Genomic DNA, 17,572 nt, shown 5'->3' on the forward strand with positions numbered 1-17,572 from the left:
GTGAAGCATGATAGTAAGGGAAACCTCTGGCGCGCGCGTCTTACGCAGCGTGCCGTAACGTCAATCATGGACCGTGGCCGAACATGACCGAACCGAGCAGCCCATCGCCTGAGGAACAAGGCCAAGGCGGCGGCGAGGCGCCGCTGATTCTGCCGCCGCGCAAGCACGGCCTCATGTTCCGCGTGAGGAACTATTTTCTGACGGGCCTCGTCGTCGCCGCGCCGATCGGGCTCACCGTCTACATCACGAGATGGTTCATTGATCTCGTCGACACATGGTTCGTGCCGCTCATCCCCGCGCCTTATCAGCCGGATCACTATCTTCCATTCGAGATCCCGGGCCTCGGGCTCATCATCGCCTTCGTGCTGCTGACAGTGCTCGGGGCGCTGACCGCAAATATTTTCGGCCGGGCGATCCTCGGCTACGCGGAACGGCTCGTCGATCGCATGCCCGTCGTCCGCTCTATCTATGGCGCGATCAAGCAGATATTCGAAACCGTCATCTCCCAATCGAACACATCGTTCCGCGATGTCGGCATCATCGAATATCCGCGCAAGGGAATTTACACGCTGGTCTTCGTGACCTCGCAGGCGAAGGCGCAGGTGGGCGAGCAGATGGACAAGGACCTCATCAGCGTCTTCCTGCCGACGACGCCCAATCCGACATCGGGCTTTCTGCTCTATGTGCCGCGCGAGGACGTGACAATTCTCGACATGACGATCGAGGAGGGAGCGAAGCTCATCATCTCGGCGGGTCTTGTCGAGCCGCCAAGGAAAGACCACGGAGACGCCGGGCCTATCCGGAACGCAGATATCTGATCGCCTCGTCGCGCTCGAAAAGATAGAGCAGGACGCGCAGCGCCTTGCCGCGCGGGCTCTCTAGTTCCGGATCGCGCTCGAGAATGAGCCGCGCATCGTCATAGGCAGCCGAGAGAAGTTCTCCGTGGCGCTCGAGATCGGCGAGGCGAAAGCTCGGCAGGCCGCTTTGCCGCGTGCCGAGCAGCTCGCCCGCGCCGCGCAGCCGCAGATCCTCCTCGGCGATGCGGAACCCGTCCTCCGTCTCGCGCATGATCTTGAGCCGCGCCGAAGCCGTCTCCCCGAGCGGCGACTGGTAGAGGAGGAGGCAGCTCGATTTGTCGAGCCCGCGCCCCACGCGGCCACGCAACTGATGGAGCTGGGCAAGGCCGAAGCGCTCGGCATGCTCGATGATCATGACCGTCGCGCTCGGCACGTTGACGCCCACCTCGATCACCGTCGTCGCGACGAGGATGCGCGTCTCGCCCGCCTCGAAGCGGGCCATGGCCGCGTCCTTCTCGGCCGCCTTCATCCGTCCATGCACGAGACCCACCGAGTTGCCGAAGACGGTCTGGAGGTGGCGATGGCGCTCCTCCGCGGCGGTCACGTCAAGTTCCTCGGATTCTTCCACGAGCGGGCAGACCCAATAGACCTGGGCGCCGCGGGCGAGCGCGCGGTGAAGCCCGTCCACGACCTCGTCGATGCGTTCGAGCGGCAGGGCGCGGGTGTCGACAGGCTTGCGGCCGGGCGGCTTTTCGGTGAGGCGCGATACGTCCATGTCGCCATAGGCGGTGAGGGTCAGCGTGCGCGGGATCGGGGTCGCGGTCATCACGAGAATGTCCGTGCCGGTGCCGCCCTTCGACTGGAGCTGTAGGCGCTGATGGACGCCGAAGCGGTGCTGCTCATCGACGATGGCGAGCGCGAGCGCCTTGAAAGCCACATCCTCCTGAAAGAGCGCATGGGTGCCGACGAGAATGTCGATCTCGCCATTCGCCAGCGCGTCCAGAATTTCCGCGCGGCGCTTTCCCTTTTCGCGGCCGCTGAGAAGGGCGAGCCGGACACCCGCGGCCTCACAAAGAGGTTCCAGCGAGGCGTGATGCTGGCGGGCGAGGATTTCCGTCGGCGCCATCATAGCAGTCTGAAAACCGGCCTCGACGGCCGACAGCATGGCGAGGAGCGCCACCACCGTCTTGCCGCTGCCGACATCGCCCTGGAGGAGCCGGAGCATGCGCCGGTCGGACGCCATATCGGCGTCGATCTCGCGCAGCGCCTGTTCCTGAGCGCCTGTGAGGGCGAAGGGAAGGGCGGCGATCACCTTGGCGCGGAGGCGGCCGTCGCCCTTGACCGGGCGGCCGGGCAGCTTCCGCATGCGGAGACGGACGAGGCCGAGGGCAAGCTGATTGGCCAGCAGCTCGTCAAAGGCGAGGCGCGCCCGCGCCGGGCAGTCCGGCGAGAGATCGGCATCGGATTGCGGTTCGTGGGCAGCCTTTAGCGCCGCGCGCCATGGCGCGAAGCCGCGCGCTTTCAGCCAGGCGCCGTCCTGCCATTCGGGGAGGTCGGGCGCGCGCTCCACCGCCGCCCGCGCCGCCTTTTGCAGAACCTTGAGCGGCAGGCCCGCCGTCAGCGGATAGATCGGTTCGAGGAGCGGCAGCGCGGCGAGGTCTTCCGGCGCGACGATGTGGTCGGGATGCGTCATCTGCGGCTCGCCCTGATAGAACTCGACCTTGCCGCTCACGATGCGCGTCGAGCCTTCCGGCAGGGCCTTCGCCGGATAGTCGCCATGCACGCTGAAGAAGACGATCTGCATCTCGCCGGTTTCGTCATGCACATGGACGCGATAGGGCAGCCGCTTGCTGCGCGGCGCGACGTGCAGCCCCACCTTGACCTCGATCGTCGCGATCTCGCCGTCGCGCGCCTCGGCGATCTTCGGCCGCTGGCGGCGATCGACGAGGCCGGCCGGCACATGCCAGCAGAGATCGACGACCTTCGTTTCGCCCGGCTTCGCGCCGACGAGTTTCGCCACCAGCGTCTCTATGCGCGGGCCGATGCCGGGCAGCGTACGGGCGGGGGCGAAAAGGGGGAAAAGGATTTCAGGGCGCATCGGGTCTTCGGGCTCGCGCTCTGAAGAAATCCGGAGCGCGACGGAGCCGCCACGGACCACGGCCTTGGGGCGGGCGGCAAGTGAGGGCGGCGGATGCGGCCGGGAAGGGGGATTCGCGCATGAAATCAGTCTATCGCGCCCGCCGCGATCCTTCGAGCCGCGCGATCAGGGTCCCCTCGTGATGGGTGAAGATTAGAAAAACGTGACAAACCATTGAGTTAAAATAAATAAATACAATTTTATGAGAATTGAGATTAAGTGCCGAGGGTGGGCTGACAGACGGAGCCCGCCGGTCTATACCCCCTTTCAAACGGGGATATGTGGAAATGACCGACAACGCATTGGATGATCGTGAAATTCGCCTGCGGCGCCTCAAGTTCCGTTCATGGCATCGCGGCATCAAGGAAATGGACCTGATCCTTGGCCATTTTGCCGATGGCGAGCTGGCGGGGCTTTCGCCCGAAGATCTCGATCTCTACGAGCATCTCATCGAGGTCGAGGACACAAGCCTTTACAACTGGATCACGGGACGCGAAAAAACACCCCCTGAATACGACACGGCCCTGCTTGAACGCATCCGAACCTTCAATCATCTGGAAGGGGCGCTCTGGCAGCCGAAGAGCTGAGCGTCACCCATTTGCGAGAACTGAACAGGATCACGACCGCGCCCGGGCGGCTTACGCTTGGCGAAGCGCCTGAAGGGTTCGACGCGCTTGTGCTCGCCGATATGGCACGCGCGCGCGCCGAGGCGGGCGACGGGATCGTGTTTCATATCGCGCGGGACGACGCGCGGCTCGCAGCGATGGAGGAGGCGCTGGCCTTCTTCGCGCCCGATGTGGAGACGGCATCCTTTCCGGCCTGGGACTGCCTTCCCTACGACCGCGTTTCGCCGAATTCGGAGATTGCCAGCCGTCGCATGGCGACGCTCTCCAGGCTTGCAAACCGGAAGGAGAGTTCGCGCCCGCTCATCCTGCTCGCAACCGTCAACGCAACTCTCCAGCGCGTGCCGGCGCGCCAGACCGTCAAGACCTGTGCGTGGTCGACCCGGGCCGGCAATCGCATCGACCTCGAGGCGTTGACGGCCTATCTCGCCGCCAATGGCTATGAACGGACGGGCACGGTGCGCGAGCGCGGCGAATTCGCGGTGCGCGGCGGCATTGTCGACATCTTCCCGCCGGGCTTCGAAGCGCCCGTCCGGCTCGACATGTTCGGCGACACGCTCGAAGCGGTCCGCACCTTCGATCCCGAGAGCCAGCGCACGACCGGGACGCTGCACGGGATCGAACTCGTGCCTGCGAGCGAAATCCATCTCGATGCCGAAGTCATCCGCCGTTTCCGCGCCGCCTATGTCGCGACATTCGGCGCCGTCACCGACAATGATCCGCTCTATGCGGCGGTGAGCGAAGGCCGCAAGCAACAGGGCATGGAGCACTGGCTGCCGCTTTTCCACGAGACGCTGGAAACGATCTTCGACTATGTGCCCGGCGCGCTCATCGCGCTCGACAGCCTCGCGGAAGAATCCCGCGCCGCGCGATGGGACCTCATCCGCGACTATTACGAGGCGCGTGTCGCCGCGCGCGAGGTCAAGACGCTGGAGGCCAGTTCATACAAGCCGCTGAAGCCGGAGGCGCTTTATCTCGCCGATGACGATTGGGCAGCCGCGCTCGAAAGCCATCCGGTCCGGCTTTTCTCGGGCTTCTCCGTACCCGCGCAGGACGCCGTCAATCTCGGCGGTCGGCAGGGTCGTAATTTCGCGCCCGAGCGCGCCCAGGAGGGCGTCAACATTTTCGCTGCGCTCGGCGCGCATATTGCCGGGCTTCGTCAGGCGAACAAGCGCATCGCCATTGCGAGCTGGAGCGAGGGCGCGCGCGACCGGCTTTCCCATGTGCTCGGCGATCACGGCATCAAACATGTGGCGATCGCCGATAGCTGGAGCGATGTAAACGCTGTTAACAAGGTCACGATTTCGCTGATTGTTCTCGGTCTTGAGGCCGGTTTCGAAACGGACGATCTCGCGGTCATCAGCGAACAGGACGTGCTGGGCGACCGGCTGGTTCGCCAGCGGCGCAAGAAGAGAGCGGAGAATTTTCTCACCGAGGCGTCGAGCCTCAGTCCCGGCGACCTCGTCGTCCATGTCGATCACGGCATCGGCCGTTTCGACGGATTGCAGACGATCGAGGTCATGGGCGCGCCGCATGACTGCCTGCTGCTCCTCTATCACGGGGGCGACAAGCTCTATCTGCCGGTCGAGAATATCGAGCTTCTGTCGCGCTACGGCTCCGACGAAACGAATGCGCAGCTCGACCGCCTCGGCGGCACCGGCTGGCAGGCGCGCAAGGCGAAGCTCAAGAGCCGCATCCGCGAGATGGCGCAGGAGCTGATCAAGATCGCGGCGGCGCGCGAGCTGAAAACCGCGCCGGTCATGGAGCCGCAGCCCGGCGTTTACGACGAGTTCTGCGCGCGCTTTCCCTTCCAGGAGACGGAAGACCAGGAACAGGCGATCGCTGCCGTTCTGGAGGATGTCGGAAAGGGGCGGCCGATGGACCGGCTCGTCTGCGGCGATGTCGGCTTCGGCAAGACCGAGGTTGCGTTGCGCACGGCCTTCGTCGCCGCCATGTCGGGCTATCAGGTTGCCGTCGTCGTGCCGACAACGCTGCTGGCGCGGCAGCATTTCAGGACCTTCGCCCAGCGCTTTCAGGGCTTCCCGCTCAAGATCCGGCAGATGTCGCGGCTCGTTTCCTCCAAGGAGATGTCGGAAACCAAGGCCGGGCTTGCGAGCGGCGATATCGACATTGTCATCGGCACGCATGCGCTTCTCGGCAAGACGATCAAGTTCAGGAATCTCGGTCTGATGATCGTCGACGAGGAGCAGCATTTCGGCGTCGGCCACAAGGAGCGGCTGAAGCAGATGCGCGCCGAGGTGCATGTGCTGACGCTGACCGCGACGCCGATCCCGCGCACGCTGCAGCTTGCTCTTTCCGGCGTACGCGAGCTTTCGATCATCGCGACGCCGCCGGTCGACCGGCTCGCCGTCCGCACCTATGTTTCGCCCTTCGATGCCGTGGTCATTCGCGAGGCGCTGCTGCGCGAGCATTATCGCGGCGGCCAGAGCTTCTATGTCGTGCCGCGCATCGCCGATCTTCAGGAGGCGGAAGAGTTCCTTTCGGCCTATGTGCCGGAGGTTAAGACCGTGACCGCGCATGGGCAGATGGGGGCGGGCGAGATCGAAGACAAGATGACGGCATTCTATGACGGCAAGTACGACGTGCTCGTCTCGACCACCATCGTCGAATCCGGCCTCGATATTCCGACCGCGAACACGCTCGTCGTGCATCGGGCGGATATGTTCGGCCTCGCGCAGCTCTATCAGCTTCGCGGTCGCGTCGGCCGCTCCAAGGCGCGCGCCTATGCCTATCTCACCGTGCCGCAGAACCGGACAATGACGTCGACCGCCGAGCGGCGCCTCAAGGTGCTGCAATCGCTCGACTCTCTCGGCGCGGGGTTCACGCTCGCAAGCCACGACCTCGATATTCGCGGCGCGGGCAATCTCCTTGGCGACGAGCAATCGGGCCATATCAAGGAAGTCGGCTTCGAGCTTTATCAGGAAATGCTCGAGGAGGCCGTTGCCGCGCTTCGCGGCGGTGGAACGGCTGCCGACGAGGAAGGCCAGTGGTCGCCGCAGATCAATGTCGGCGCGCCGGTTCTCATCCCCGAGAGTTACGTGCCCGATCTCGATGCCCGCATGGCGCTTTATCGCCGCCTCTCCGATGTCGAGACGAGGACCGAGATCGACGGCTTCGCGGCCGAACTCATCGACCGCTTCGGCAAGCTGCCGGAGGAAGTGGAGTTCCTGCTGAAGATCGTCGAGATCAAGGGCATGTGCCGCGCGGCCAATGTGGAGAAGATCGATGCGGGGCCGAAGGGCATCGTGCTCACATTCCGCGGCAACAGCTTCCCCAATCCCGGCGCGCTGGTCGAACTCATCAATGACGAGCGCGGCAATGCAAAGCTGCGTCCCGATCACAAGCTCGTCTTCAAGCGCGATTGGGAGACGGCCGTGGAGCGGCTTTCAGGCACCTATCGCCTCATGAAAACGCTGGCGACGCTCGCCCAGCCTGCCAAGGCAGCCTGAAACGGCATTTCTCTTCACGCGAACGCGATTTGTCGTGAGCCGCGGCTTTCTGCGATACTTGCGGGTGAAGGAGCGTTTCGCATGTTGATCGGAAAGAAGCCTGACATCGCCTCTTCGGAAATTACGCCGAAATCTCTCTGGCTCGATCGCCGCCGCTTCATCGCGGGCGCCGCGGCGCTCGGCGCGGGGCTCGCCATTCCTCGCGGTGGGGCGAATGCCGCGCCGCTCAAAGCGATGAAGAGCCCGCTTTCGACGCAAGGCGAAGAGCTGACGCCCTTCAAGGACGTGACCGGTTACAACAATTTCTATGAGTTTGGCCCGGACAAGGGCGACCCGGCTGCCTATGCGGGCGCGATGAAGACGCGGCCTTGGACGGTCGAGATTTCGGGCGAAGTCATGAAGCCGATGACGCTCGGCATCGAGGACATATTGAAACTCGCGACGATCGAGGAACGCATCTATCGCCATCGCTGCGTGGAAGCCTGGTCGATGGTGGTGCCCTGGAACGGCTTTCCGCTTTCGGCGCTTATCAAGCGCGCCGAACCGACCTCGAAAGCGAAATTCGTCGAGTTCACCAGCCTTGCCGACCGCGAAACGATGCCGGGTCTTGCCTATTCCTATCTCGACTGGCCCTATCGCGAGGGGCTGCGCATGGACGAGGCGATGCATCCGCTGACCATTCTCGCCGTCGGTCTTTATGGCGAGACGCTTCTCAATCAGAACGGCGCGCCACTGCGTCTCGTCGTGCCGTGGAAATATGGCTTCAAGGGCGCGAAGTCGATCGTTCGGATCAGGTTCGTCAGCGAGCAGCCGGCCACAGCGTGGAACACGGCAAACCCGCGCGAGTATGGCTTCTATTCCAACGTCAACCCGGAAGTCGATCATCCCCGCTGGACGCAGGCCAAGGAGCGCCGCATCGGCGACTTCTTCCGTCGCCCGACGCTGATGTTCAACGGCTATGGCGACGAGGTGGCGAGCCTTTACAAGGGAATGGACCTCAAGGTCTTCTTTTGACAGTGACCGAGAGAAACCGCCGCATACTCTGGTTTACGATCTTCGTCGGATGCCTGTTGCCGGCAGCGGATCTGCTGTGGCGCCTCATTGCCGGCGATCTCGGCGCCGATCTGGTCGAAACGCTGATCCGCACGACCGGCGACTGGGCGATCAAACTCCTTGTGGCGGGGCTTCTGCTGACGCCTTTGTCACGCATTCTAAAGAATCCGCTGCCGGTGCGCTTCCGGCGCATGGTCGGGCTCTATGCGTTTTTTTATGTCTGTCTGCACCTGACGCTCTATCTCGGCGTCGATCAGGGGCTCGATCTTTCCGCGATCATCAAGGACGTTCTCAAGCGGCCCTATATCACCGTCGGCATGAGCGCCTTCGTGCTGCTCGTCCCGCTCGCCATCACATCGACGAAGGGCATGGTCGCGCGCCTTGGGCCGAGAAGGTGGCGGCGGCTCCACCGCGCCGTCTATGCGGCCGCGACGCTCGGCGTCATTCACTACTATCTGCTGGTGAAGCTCGATGTCACCTGGCCGCTCATCTATGGCGCGATCCTCGCGGCGGCTCTGGGCTGGCGCGCCTACAATGCCATTCCGCAGCGGAAGGCGATGCGCGCCAGCGCGTGATGTCCGCTATTGCGCGGCGTCCTCGGCTTCCTTCGCGAGGAGCTTCTCGAACATGCGGACGAGCGCCTGCGTTTCCTGCGCGCCGACCATCACCCATTTCGAGTTGATAACGAAGCTCGGCACGCCCTGAATACCCATCTGCCGGGCCATGGCGTCTTCACGCTGAATGAGTTCGCGATCGGCGCCTTGCTCCAGCAGGTCGTTGACGATGTCTGTGTCCATGCCCGCTTCGGCGGCGGCGTCTATAAGCACGTCACGCCGTCCGATGTCTTCGGCATCGGTGAAGTAACGGCGGAAGAGGATATCGACCATCTCGCCCTGGCAGCCGGCCGTGCCCGCCCAGCGGATCAGGCGGTGGCTGTCGAGCGTGTTCGGAGAAATCTCGATCCGGTCGAAGTTGAAGGTGATGCCGAGCGCGTCGCCATATTCGCGGATCGCCTTGACAACGCCCTTCGCGCGGTCGGGATCGGAGCCAAACTTCTTCTCCATATAGGCCTTGCGGTTGACGCCCCCGTCGGGAATGGAGGCATCGAGCTGGAATGGGCGCCAGCGCAGCGTAATTCCTTCGCCGCCATGCAGCGCCAGAGCCTGATCGAGCCGCTTCTTGCCGATGTAGCACCAGGGACAAACCGTGTCCGATACGACGTCAAGCTGCATGGGGCCGCTCCCTTCTTTGATTATCGTTGGCCCGATTATGCGCCGCACCGGGCAGGGCGCAAGAGCGCCGTCTGCTTGACCCGGACGAGTTCGCTTCTAGGATGCGCTCAACCTCGGAATTGTCACATCGAAGCAACATCGGAAGACCCCATGAGCGACGCCAGCGAAATCGCACTTCCCTCGTTCAATCTCAGCGGCAAGACGGCCCTTGTCACCGGCGCGACAAGCGGGCTGGGGCGGCGCTTCGCGCTGGTTCTGGCCAAGGCCGGCGCTCAGGTCGCCATTACGGGCCGGCGCGTCGAAAGGCTTGCGGCGCTGAAAGACGAGATCGAGGCCAATGGCGGGCGGGCGCTCTCACTGGCGCTCGATGTGACCGATGCAAAAAGCATTTCGCAATGCGTCGAGGCTTGCGAGCGCGACCTCGGGCCGGTGGACATTCTTGTCAACAATGCCGGCATGAATGTGGAGGCGCTCCCGCATCAGGTGACGCCGGAAGGTTTCGACACCATGTTCGACACCAATGTCCGCGGCGCTTTCTTCATGGCGCAGTCGGTCGGTGTACGGATGATCGAGCGCGGCGCTGGCGGACGGATCATCAATATCGCGTCCATCGGCGCGCATACGGTTCTGCCGGGGCTCACCATTTACTGCATGACGAAGGCGGCGGTCGCGATGATGACGAAATCGCTGGCGCGGGAATGGGCGCGGGCGAACATCAACGTCAATGCCATGTGCCCCGGCTTCATCGAGACGGAACTCAACTCCGACTGGTTTCATTCCGAGGGCGGCCAGAAGCAGATCAAATCGTTCCCGCGCCGCCGCCTCGGCGTCGAATCGGACCTCGACGGAACGCTGCTTCTGCTCGCTTCCGACCATTCGAGATTCATCACGGGATCGCTTTTTACCGTCGATGACGGGCAGTCCTTGCGGCCCGCGTAAGGTCATGTGACCAATACCCAAGTAAAAAGCGCGTTTTTGTTTCAGTTTGATACGGGGAAATACAAACTACACAATCGCTTGCTTGTTATTTCCGCGCCCCAGCCGCAGACTGGAAACGTTGTTTCGTCCGTGAGTTCTTGGGTTGAGTGGCATGACCAATTTTGTGATTGGCGCCATCGTCGGGTTTCTGATCTGCGTGTGGGCGGTCGATACGACGCCCAATGCCGCGTTTTCGGCGCTGTGGACGAAGCTCGAGCGTGTGCAGGCGATGAGCGCGGCGGCCAACCAGGCTTATGATGCGATGAAGTCAGCTACGCAGGATGAGCGGCAAGGGACGCATCCCTTGCTTCTTCCTGCCGAGCCTAGGGCCGACCCCGCGGTCTATCGCTGAGGATTTCCGGCGCTCAAGGCGCGGCGCATGACCTTGCCGTTTGCCGTGCGTGGAAGCCCATCGACGAAGATGACTTCTCGCGGCCGTTTGTAGGCGGCGAGCTTCCTCTCCGCATGGGCGAGAATGGACGCCGCATCCGGCTCGGAGGCATCCTTCGGCACGATGAAGGCGGCGATGACGCTGACATCGTCGCGCACGCGCATCTCCGTCACCGCAACTTCAGCAACATCCGGATGATCGGAAAGCACCGCCTCGACCTCCGCTGGCGAGACGCGATAGCCCATCGCGTTCATCACATCGTCGGCGCGGCCATGGTACCAGAGATATCCGTCCTCATCGAAAGAGGCGAGATCGCCGCCGATGAACCAGTCGCCACGATAGACCTCGCCTTCTTCCTCCGGGCGCTGCCAGTAGCCGAGCATAAGGCCGGGATCGCTGCGGTGGACAGCGAGGAGGCCCGTTTCTCCGGCGGGCAGAGGTTCCGTTCCGCCTTCGAGAGGCAGGGCGGCGACAGAGCGGCCGGGCTGCGGCCTGCCGGGGCTGCCGGGGCGTATCTCCATGTCGGGCCCGGTCGAGATGTAGGTCGAACACTCGCTCATGCCGAGCGCTTCATAGAGGTTCTTGCCGGTCGTCTTTCGCCACAAGTCGAGTAGCGCGGGCGAAAGCGCCTCGCCCGCCGTCAGCCCGTGGCGCAGCGCTGAAAGGTCGTATGCTGACAGATCGCAATATTTGAGGATCTGGCGGTAGAGCGTCGGCACGGCGGCAAAGAGCGTCGCCCTTGTGTGCTCAAGAAGCTTCGGCCAGATCTGCACGTCTTTCGGGCCGTTATAGAGAACCGTCGTCGCGCCGTTCGCCCACGGATCCGTGAGTCCGACGCCGAGCGTATAGGTCCAGTTGAAGGCGCCCGCGTGAAGCACGATGTCGTCGGCGCTCATGCCGTACCAGCCCCGATACATGGGCCTGCGCCCCCAGGCGCTTCGCTGCGCGTGCAGCACGCCCTTGGGCCGGCCGCTCGTGCCGGAGGTGTAGACGAGAAAGGCCGGATCGTCCGCTTCCGTATCGGCATAGTCCGACATCGGCGCGTGCGATTTGAGGCGCTCGACCATCCGCTCGTCGATGACGCGCGCGGCGCCGGGCGCGACCGCCATGCCGCTTGCGACCGCCACGGCCGACGCGCGCGAATCCTTCAGCAGAAACTCCGCTTCCGCCTCGGTCAGTTGCGAAGACGAAGGCAGCGGCACGAGGCCCGCGGCGATGGCACCGAAGAAGAGAAGCGCATAGTCGCTCGTATTCGGCATGCGGATCATCAACCGCTCGCCGGGGAGAAATCCTTCGGCGAAGAGCCCGGCCGCAATCCGGCGAACGGCATCGTCAAGCGCGGCATAGGTCCAGCGCTCGGCTCCCTCGAGCGGCGCATCCGCGTCGGAAACGACGACGAGCGCAATCTTGTTCGGATGCTCGGCCGCGCTCCGCGCAAGGCAATAGCGCGCCATGTTGAAGTGCCGGGGCGGCTGCTCGCCGGTGAACCCGCGAGCCTGTTTCGGAGCGGAATGGGACATGAATGTCTTCATACGGTCGGCCGCCGATGGAGGCAAGCATATCCCCTCAAGGCCGACCCTACGTCAGTCCACCGGGCGTTTACGCCCCGCGCGTCTGCGGCTAAAAGAACGGACTACGAATAGCCAACCAAGGGAGCGAGATAATGGGTAGCGGGCCGCTGTCAGGCATCAAGGTCGTCGAATTCGCAGGCATTGGGCCGGGCCCGTTCTGCGGCATGCTTCTGGCGGATATGGGCGCGGAGGTCGTTCGCATCGATCGCAAGGGCACGCGCGGCGGCTCGAAGTTCGACATTGCCAGCCGCGGCAAGCGCTCCATCGCGCTTGATCTGAAGAAGCCCGAAGCGGTCGAAACCGCGCTCAAGCTGATCGAGAAGGCCGACATTCTCCAGGAAGGATTCCGCCCCGGCGTCATGGAACGCCTTGGCCTCGGGCCCGATGTCTGCCTCAAGCGCAACCCGAAGCTCGTTTACGGCCGCATGACCGGCTGGGGCCAGACGGGCCCCCTCGCGCCGACGGCGGGCCACGACATCAACTATATTTCGCTGACGGGCGCGCTTCACGCGATCGGCCGCCCGGGCGAGAAGCCGGTGCCGCCGCTCAACCTCGTCGGCGATTTCGGCGGCGGCGCGCTCTACCTCGCAATGGGTATGCTCGCGGCGCTTGTCGAGGCGAACAGGACCGGCAAGGGGCAGGTCGTCGATGCGGCGATGACGGATGGCGCCACCTCGCTGATGGCGATGTTCTACGGCTTCACCGCTTCGGGCATGTGGCAGGAGCCGCATGGCACGAACATGCTCGATGGCGGCGCGCATTTCTACGACACCTATGAGACGAAGGACGGCAAGTGGATTTCGATCGGTTCGATCGAGCCGCAGTTCTACGCCATCCTGCGCGAGAAGGCCGGGCTCACCGACGCCATCTGGGACGCGCAGATGGACCGGGCCAAGTGGCCGGAGCTGAAGGCGAAGATCGAAGCCGTCTTCAAGACCAGGACGCGCGACGAGTGGTGCGCGATCATGGAGGGCACGGATATCTGCTTCGCGCCGGTTCTCTCGATCACGGAAGCGAAGGATCATCCGCACAACAAGGCGCGTGAGACGATCGTCGTCGTCGATGGCGTGGCGCAGCCCAACATCGCGCCGCGCTTCTCGCGCACGCCCTCCAAGATTCAGGGGCCGGTGCCGCAGGTCGGCGAGAACACGCTCGAGGTGCTGAAGGGCTGGGGCTTCTCCGACGGCGACGTCGAGAGCCTGAAGAAGGCGGAAGCAATTTGACCGCCACGCCGGGGCTGACGGGCCGGCGGCGCATCTATCTGATGCGCCACGGCCATGTCGATTATTTCGGACCGGAGATCGCCGCCGCCGGCGGAGATACAAAGGTCGTTCCGTTGACATCGCGCGGTCAGGAGCAGGCGATCGCGGCAGGCCGGGCCCTGTCGCAAGTCCGCTTCGACCGGGCGATTTCATCCGGTGTTCCGCGCACGAGGGAGACGGCCGGTTTCGTGCTGGCCGAACAGCCCGCCGATGCGTGCCCGCAACTCGAGACGGAAGGCGAACTCGTCGAGATTCACGGCGGCCGCTTCGCCAATGTGAAGAGCCGCGCGGAGCTTGCCGCGCAGATGGCCTTTCATTTTTCCTATGCGTCGGACCCCGGCGCGCGAATGCTCGAGGACGGCGAGCTTTTCACCGAGGCCGAGCGTCGCGCCGTCGGCGTCATCAGGCGGCTTCTCGCGGAGCCGGGCTGGCAGACCATGCTGATCGCGGCGCATGAGGGCATCAATCGGCTGATCCTCGGCTGGGCGGCGCTTGGCGCCCGCGGCAGCGGGCTTGCCGCCGTTCACGCTTTCGAGCAGGACCCGGCCTGCATCAATGTCATCGATTTCGACATGGTACCGAATGCCGACGGAAGCCCCGGCACGGAGATCGAGCGGGCGCTCATCAAGGCCGTCAATGTCACGCCCTATAACTACGTGAAGCACGGCATGAACATGACGAGCCTCGAGGCGATCTTCGCACGCACGCCGCGCTGAGAAAGCGCGCCGCTTTCATCTCACGGCTGCGTCCCGATCCACCAGGCGTCGATCCGGTAGCCATAGAGCGATATGCGCGGGGGAACCTTCACCCGGTTCCAGAGCGCAACCCATTGCGTCGGCGAATAGAAGAGGGGAATGACGTAATTCCCGGCCATGAGCACGCGATCGAGCGCGCGGACGGCGGCCACGAATTCCTCATGCGTCCGGGCCGCCAGCATCGCCTCGATCATGGCGTCGACGGCCTTGCTCTTCACGCCCATATAGTTGCGCGTGCCGTTCTCGTCGGCGGCGGCCGAGCCCCAATAGAAGCTCTGCTCGTTGCCCGGCGACAGCGACTGCGACCACTCATAGAAGATCATGTCGTAATCATAGGCATCGAGGCGGCCCTGATACTGGCTCGCATCGACGTTCCGCACGCGCGCATCTATGCCGGCGCGGCGGACCATATTCGCATAGACGAGGGCGAGCCTCTCATCGGCCGGCGTCGCCACGAGGATCTCGAATGAAAGCGGCGCATTGGTCGCGGCGTTCACGACCTTTCCGTCCCGAATGTCGTAACCGGCCTCGCGCAGCAGCGCCAATGCCTTCTGGCGGTTCATGCGGTTCTGGCCCGAGCCCTCGCTCACCGGCGCCTCGTAGCCACGCGCCATGATATCGGGGGTGACGGCATCGGGAAACGGCGCCAGAAGCTCGCGCTCACGCAGACTGGCGGCCCGCGCATGCGACGAGAGTTCGGAATTGTCGAAGTAGCTCTCGGTGCGCTTGTAGGCGTTGTGGTAGAGCGTCCTGTTCGTCCACTCGAAGTCGAAGAGAGAGGTGAGGGCAACCCGCACGCGCCTGTCGGCAAAGAATGGACGGCGCGTATTGAAGACCAGCGCCTTCATGCCCGAGGGCATGGCCGTTTCAAAAGCGATCTTGCGCACTTGCCCGGCTTTCGCCGCCGGAAAATCATACTCGCCCGTCCAGCGCCCGGGGTCGGTTTCCGGCCGCGCATCGTAGAGCCCGGCCTTGAACGCCTCGAAGGACGAATTCGTGTCGCGATAGTAGTCATAGATAACGCGGTCGATGTTGTAGCGGCCCCGGTTCACGGCAAGCTCGCGCCCCCAGTATTTCGGGTCGCGGCGATAGGCGATGCGCGCGCCGGGTTTCACCTCGTCCACGACATAGGGACCGCTGCCCACGGGCGCCTCCAACCCGGACTGATCGAACGATCTCTTTTCGTAGACATGTTTCGGGATGATGGGCATGAGACCGAGAATGAGCGGCATTTCACGGTCGGGCGTGTGGGTGTCCCCGCTTGGGGCGAGAATGAATTTGACGGTTCTTGCGTCCGGCCGTTCGATCCTGGTGACCTTGGAATAATAGGTCCGGTAGTTGGGCCTGCCCTTGTCGCGCAAGGTTTTGAGCGAATAGACGACATCGTCGACCGTGACCGGCGTGCCGTCTGAAAATCGCGCCTCCGGTCTTAGGCGGAAAGCGACCCAACTCCTGTCCGGCGGCGTCTCTATGGTTTCGGCGAGAAGCCCGTATAGGCTGAAGGGCTCGTCATAGCCGCGCGCCATGAGGCTCTCGAACACCTGTTCACGCAAGCCGACGGCCGCCGTTCCCCTGACGATGAACGGATTGAGGCTGTCGAAGGTTCCGACGGCGGCGAAACGGATGGTTCCACCCTTGGGCGCGTCCGGGTTGGTGAAACTGAAATGATGGAAATTCTCGGGATAGAGCGGCTTGCCATGCATGGCGATGGCGTGGCTGGGGCCTGCCTCGGCCGGCATCGGCAGCGCCAGGACGCCGAGAGCCATGATGGCGCCGAACAGCACAAGACAAAATCTCACCCGGTCCGCCTCCGTCTTGCCGCAATCCTCCGGCACCTCTACCAGAATCGGCAGTAAGGTTACTTCAAATCTTTCCCGTTTTCGGGTTGATCAAGGCAATCTGGATATCTCTATAATCCGCGGCGGCCCGGCCGGTGCGCCTGTCGCGTTTTGCAGGCCGATCTGAGGCCCAAGAAAGGATCACCCCATGTCTTTCCGTCGCGCGGCGTTCGGCGTATTCGCCGCAGCACTCATTGCGCCCTTTGTCGTTACGGCTTCGATGGCGGCAGAGCCCGCCAAACCTGATGCGTCCGCCGCCACGGCGGAGCAGGCGCCGAAGCCGGTCATCAAGAAATTTGGCGTCTGGGCGACGCGTTGCGACCTCAATCCCAAGGACGCCAAGCAGAAGGAATGCCACGCCTTCGTCGACATTCGCGTCGAGGATGGCAAGCAGCGCATCCTTTATCTGGGCGTCGGCTACATTCCGAAGAAGACCGACGGCAGCATGTTCATCTTCGCGGTCACGCCGCTCGGAACGATCCTGCCGCCCGGCCTCGGCATCAGCATCGACAACAAGACCAAGTTCGGCGGCCCGTTCCTCTTCTGCCTGCCGATGGGGTGCCAGGCCGAGGCGCCGTTGACGGCCGAGCAGTTGAAGGCGCTGAAAAGCGGCAAGGAGCTTGACGTCATTTTCAAGCATGCCGGGCAGGGCGATGTGAAGGTTCCGGTCAAGCTTGACGGCTATTCCAAGGCCATCGCCGATCTGCCGAAGCCGAAGGCCTAATCCTCACGCGTCGGGGAGAATACGCTGCGGAGCCATCCGAACAGTGTGTTCTCCCGAAGCAGATAGCGCATCAGCCTGTCCATGTCGCGCTCGCCGAGCGCCGGATCGTTGAAGAGATCGGCGCGCTTGCGCATGGCGCGCGACGTGTCGAGTTCGCGGACGACGCGAGCGGGATTTCCGGCGGCGATCGAGTTGGCCGGTATGTCGCGCGTCACGACCGAGCCAGCGCCAATGATGCTGTTCTCGCCGATCCTGACGCCCTTGCCGACGATGACGCGCACGCCTAGCCAGACATTCTCGCCAATGACGATCGGGGCGTGCTTGTCCAGCTCACGCGTCCGGTCATAGGTGTCGTGCCAGTCGGAATCCGAGATGTAGCAACCGCTCGCGATCATTGTGTTGGAGCCGATCTCGATGCTTTCCGAAGCGATGATCTGAGTTCCCGGACTCACCAGCACATAGTCGCCGAGCGTCAGGCGTCCTTCGCGGCCATCCGTCGTCCATGTGCAGAGGCGGGTGGGGTTGCCGCGCGAGGCGTGGATATGGGCACAGGCGCCGACGCGGATATTACCGCCCCAGATCTCTATGTCGCGCGGACTGGTGACCGAGAGGCCCGGGCCGACGGCATCGAATGCGGGGGCGATGTATTTCTTCGTATAGAAACGAAGCCAACCATTCTGCAGCCGCCGAATGAAATATGGCCTTCTGTCGCGCCGCACCGCTTGCCCTCCCATATGGAGG

Annotated in this window: 15 protein-coding genes; 10 read left to right on the forward strand and 5 right to left on the reverse strand. The window is 63.6% G+C overall.

The window, feature by feature from the left end; all coding sequences use genetic code 11:
- Positions 1 to 83 precede the first annotated feature (83 nt).
- Positions 84 to 818, forward strand: a complete 735-nt coding sequence (locus tag PKA57_RS09180; RefSeq protein ID WP_324299775.1) for a DUF502 domain-containing protein — start codon at positions 84 to 86, stop codon at positions 816 to 818.
- Here PKA57_RS09180 and recG read toward each other — a convergent pair.
- On the reverse strand, positions 796 to 2,895 hold the full coding sequence (recG, locus tag PKA57_RS09185) for an ATP-dependent DNA helicase RecG (protein WP_324299777.1): 2,100 nt from the start codon (positions 2,893 to 2,895) through the stop codon (positions 796 to 798). The two genes, PKA57_RS09180 and recG, sit on opposite strands and share 23 nt — an antisense overlap.
- 326 nt (positions 2,896 to 3,221) lie before the next feature.
- Between recG and PKA57_RS09190 the strand changes: the two genes are divergently transcribed.
- The 4 genes from PKA57_RS09190 to PKA57_RS09205 all read left to right on the forward strand — a co-directional run bounded on the left by PKA57_RS09190 (position 3,222) and on the right by PKA57_RS09205 (position 8,655).
- Positions 3,222 to 3,521, forward strand: coding sequence for a succinate dehydrogenase assembly factor 2 (locus PKA57_RS09190; protein WP_324299779.1), 300 nt, complete (start codon positions 3,222 to 3,224; stop codon positions 3,519 to 3,521).
- An 11-nt stretch (positions 3,522 to 3,532) separates the two neighbouring features.
- A complete protein-coding gene (gene mfd / locus PKA57_RS09195) occupies positions 3,533 to 7,027 on the forward strand; it encodes a transcription-repair coupling factor (protein ID WP_324299781.1) in 3,495 nt (1,164 codons plus the stop codon).
- Positions 7,028 to 7,108: 81 nt separating this feature from the next.
- Positions 7,109 to 8,041, forward strand: a complete 933-nt coding sequence (gene msrP / locus PKA57_RS09200) for a protein-methionine-sulfoxide reductase catalytic subunit MsrP (protein WP_324299783.1) — start codon at positions 7,109 to 7,111, stop codon at positions 8,039 to 8,041.
- Positions 8,042 to 8,097: 56 nt separating this feature from the next.
- Positions 8,098 to 8,655, forward strand: a complete 558-nt coding sequence (locus tag PKA57_RS09205) for a protein-methionine-sulfoxide reductase heme-binding subunit MsrQ (protein WP_324299785.1) — start codon at positions 8,098 to 8,100, stop codon at positions 8,653 to 8,655.
- A gap of 6 nt (positions 8,656 to 8,661) precedes the next feature.
- On the opposite strand, the gene PKA57_RS09210 is transcribed toward PKA57_RS09205, so the two are convergent.
- Positions 8,662 to 9,312, reverse strand: a complete 651-nt coding sequence (locus PKA57_RS09210) for a DsbA family oxidoreductase (RefSeq protein WP_324299787.1) — start codon at positions 9,310 to 9,312, stop codon at positions 8,662 to 8,664.
- Positions 9,313 to 9,462: 150 nt separating this feature from the next.
- Between PKA57_RS09210 and PKA57_RS09215 the strand changes: the two genes are divergently transcribed.
- Entirely contained in the window at positions 9,463 to 10,251 is a 789-nt protein-coding gene (locus tag PKA57_RS09215; RefSeq protein ID WP_324299789.1) for a glucose 1-dehydrogenase, read from the forward strand.
- Positions 10,252 to 10,393: 142 nt separating this feature from the next.
- Positions 10,394 to 10,642: a hypothetical protein gene (locus PKA57_RS09220; protein ID WP_324299791.1), complete on the forward strand. Its 249-nt coding sequence runs from the start codon at positions 10,394 to 10,396 to the stop codon at positions 10,640 to 10,642.
- Here PKA57_RS09220 and PKA57_RS09225 read toward each other — a convergent pair.
- Positions 10,633 to 12,201, reverse strand: a complete 1,569-nt coding sequence (locus PKA57_RS09225) for an acyl-CoA synthetase (RefSeq protein ID WP_324299794.1) — start codon at positions 12,199 to 12,201, stop codon at positions 10,633 to 10,635. The genes PKA57_RS09220 and PKA57_RS09225 overlap by 10 nt on opposite strands.
- Before the next feature lie 143 nt (positions 12,202 to 12,344).
- Between PKA57_RS09225 and PKA57_RS09230 the strand changes: the two genes are divergently transcribed.
- Positions 12,345 to 13,475: a CaiB/BaiF CoA-transferase family protein gene (locus tag PKA57_RS09230; RefSeq protein ID WP_324299796.1), complete on the forward strand. Its 1,131-nt coding sequence runs from the start codon at positions 12,345 to 12,347 to the stop codon at positions 13,473 to 13,475.
- Entirely contained in the window at positions 13,472 to 14,230 is a 759-nt protein-coding gene (locus tag PKA57_RS09235) for a histidine phosphatase family protein (protein ID WP_324299798.1), read from the forward strand. The genes PKA57_RS09230 and PKA57_RS09235 overlap by 4 nt, the downstream gene beginning before the upstream one ends.
- Positions 14,231 to 14,250: 20 nt before the next feature.
- Here PKA57_RS09235 and PKA57_RS09240 read toward each other — a convergent pair whose 3' ends face one another.
- The gene (locus PKA57_RS09240) at positions 14,251 to 16,068 is read right to left on the reverse strand and encodes an extracellular solute-binding protein (RefSeq protein WP_324299800.1); all 1,818 of its coding nucleotides are present in this window, start codon (positions 16,066 to 16,068) and stop codon (positions 14,251 to 14,253) included.
- A 187-nt stretch (positions 16,069 to 16,255) separates the two neighbouring features.
- Here PKA57_RS09240 and PKA57_RS09245 point away from each other — a divergent pair, with 187 nt between their 5' ends.
- Positions 16,256 to 16,831 carry an invasion associated locus B family protein gene (locus tag PKA57_RS09245; protein ID WP_324299802.1) on the forward strand — a complete coding sequence of 192 codons (576 nt, stop codon included), beginning with the start codon at positions 16,256 to 16,258 and terminating at the stop codon, positions 16,829 to 16,831.
- Here the strand turns inward: PKA57_RS09245 and PKA57_RS09250 are convergent.
- Positions 16,828 to 17,550 carry an acyltransferase gene (locus PKA57_RS09250; protein ID WP_324299804.1) on the reverse strand — a complete coding sequence of 241 codons (723 nt, stop codon included), beginning with the start codon at positions 17,548 to 17,550 and terminating at the stop codon, positions 16,828 to 16,830. The genes PKA57_RS09245 and PKA57_RS09250 overlap by 4 nt on opposite strands.
- Positions 17,551 to 17,572 lie beyond the last annotated feature (22 nt).

It is taken from the genome of Parvibaculum sp. (assembly GCF_035325945.1).
In the GTDB taxonomy this organism is placed as follows: domain Bacteria; phylum Pseudomonadota; class Alphaproteobacteria; order Parvibaculales; family Parvibaculaceae; genus Parvibaculum.

Coding starts and splice junctions, on each gene's coding strand:
- PKA57_RS09180 (WP_324299775.1), top strand. CDS start 84: ATGACCGAACCGAGCAGCCCATCGCCTGAGGAACAAGGCCAAGGCGGC.
- recG (WP_324299777.1), bottom strand. CDS start 2,895: ATGCGCCCTGAAATCCTTTTCCCCCTTTTCGCCCCCGCCCGTACGCTG.
- PKA57_RS09190 (WP_324299779.1), top strand. CDS start 3,222: ATGACCGACAACGCATTGGATGATCGTGAAATTCGCCTGCGGCGCCTC.
- msrP (WP_324299783.1), top strand. CDS start 7,109: ATGTTGATCGGAAAGAAGCCTGACATCGCCTCTTCGGAAATTACGCCG.
- PKA57_RS09210 (WP_324299787.1), bottom strand. CDS start 9,312: ATGCAGCTTGACGTCGTATCGGACACGGTTTGTCCCTGGTGCTACATC.
- PKA57_RS09215 (WP_324299789.1), top strand. CDS start 9,463: ATGAGCGACGCCAGCGAAATCGCACTTCCCTCGTTCAATCTCAGCGGC.
- PKA57_RS09225 (WP_324299794.1), bottom strand. CDS start 12,201: ATGTCCCATTCCGCTCCGAAACAGGCTCGCGGGTTCACCGGCGAGCAG.
- PKA57_RS09230 (WP_324299796.1), top strand. CDS start 12,345: ATGGGTAGCGGGCCGCTGTCAGGCATCAAGGTCGTCGAATTCGCAGGC.
- PKA57_RS09245 (WP_324299802.1), top strand. CDS start 16,256: ATGTCTTTCCGTCGCGCGGCGTTCGGCGTATTCGCCGCAGCACTCATT.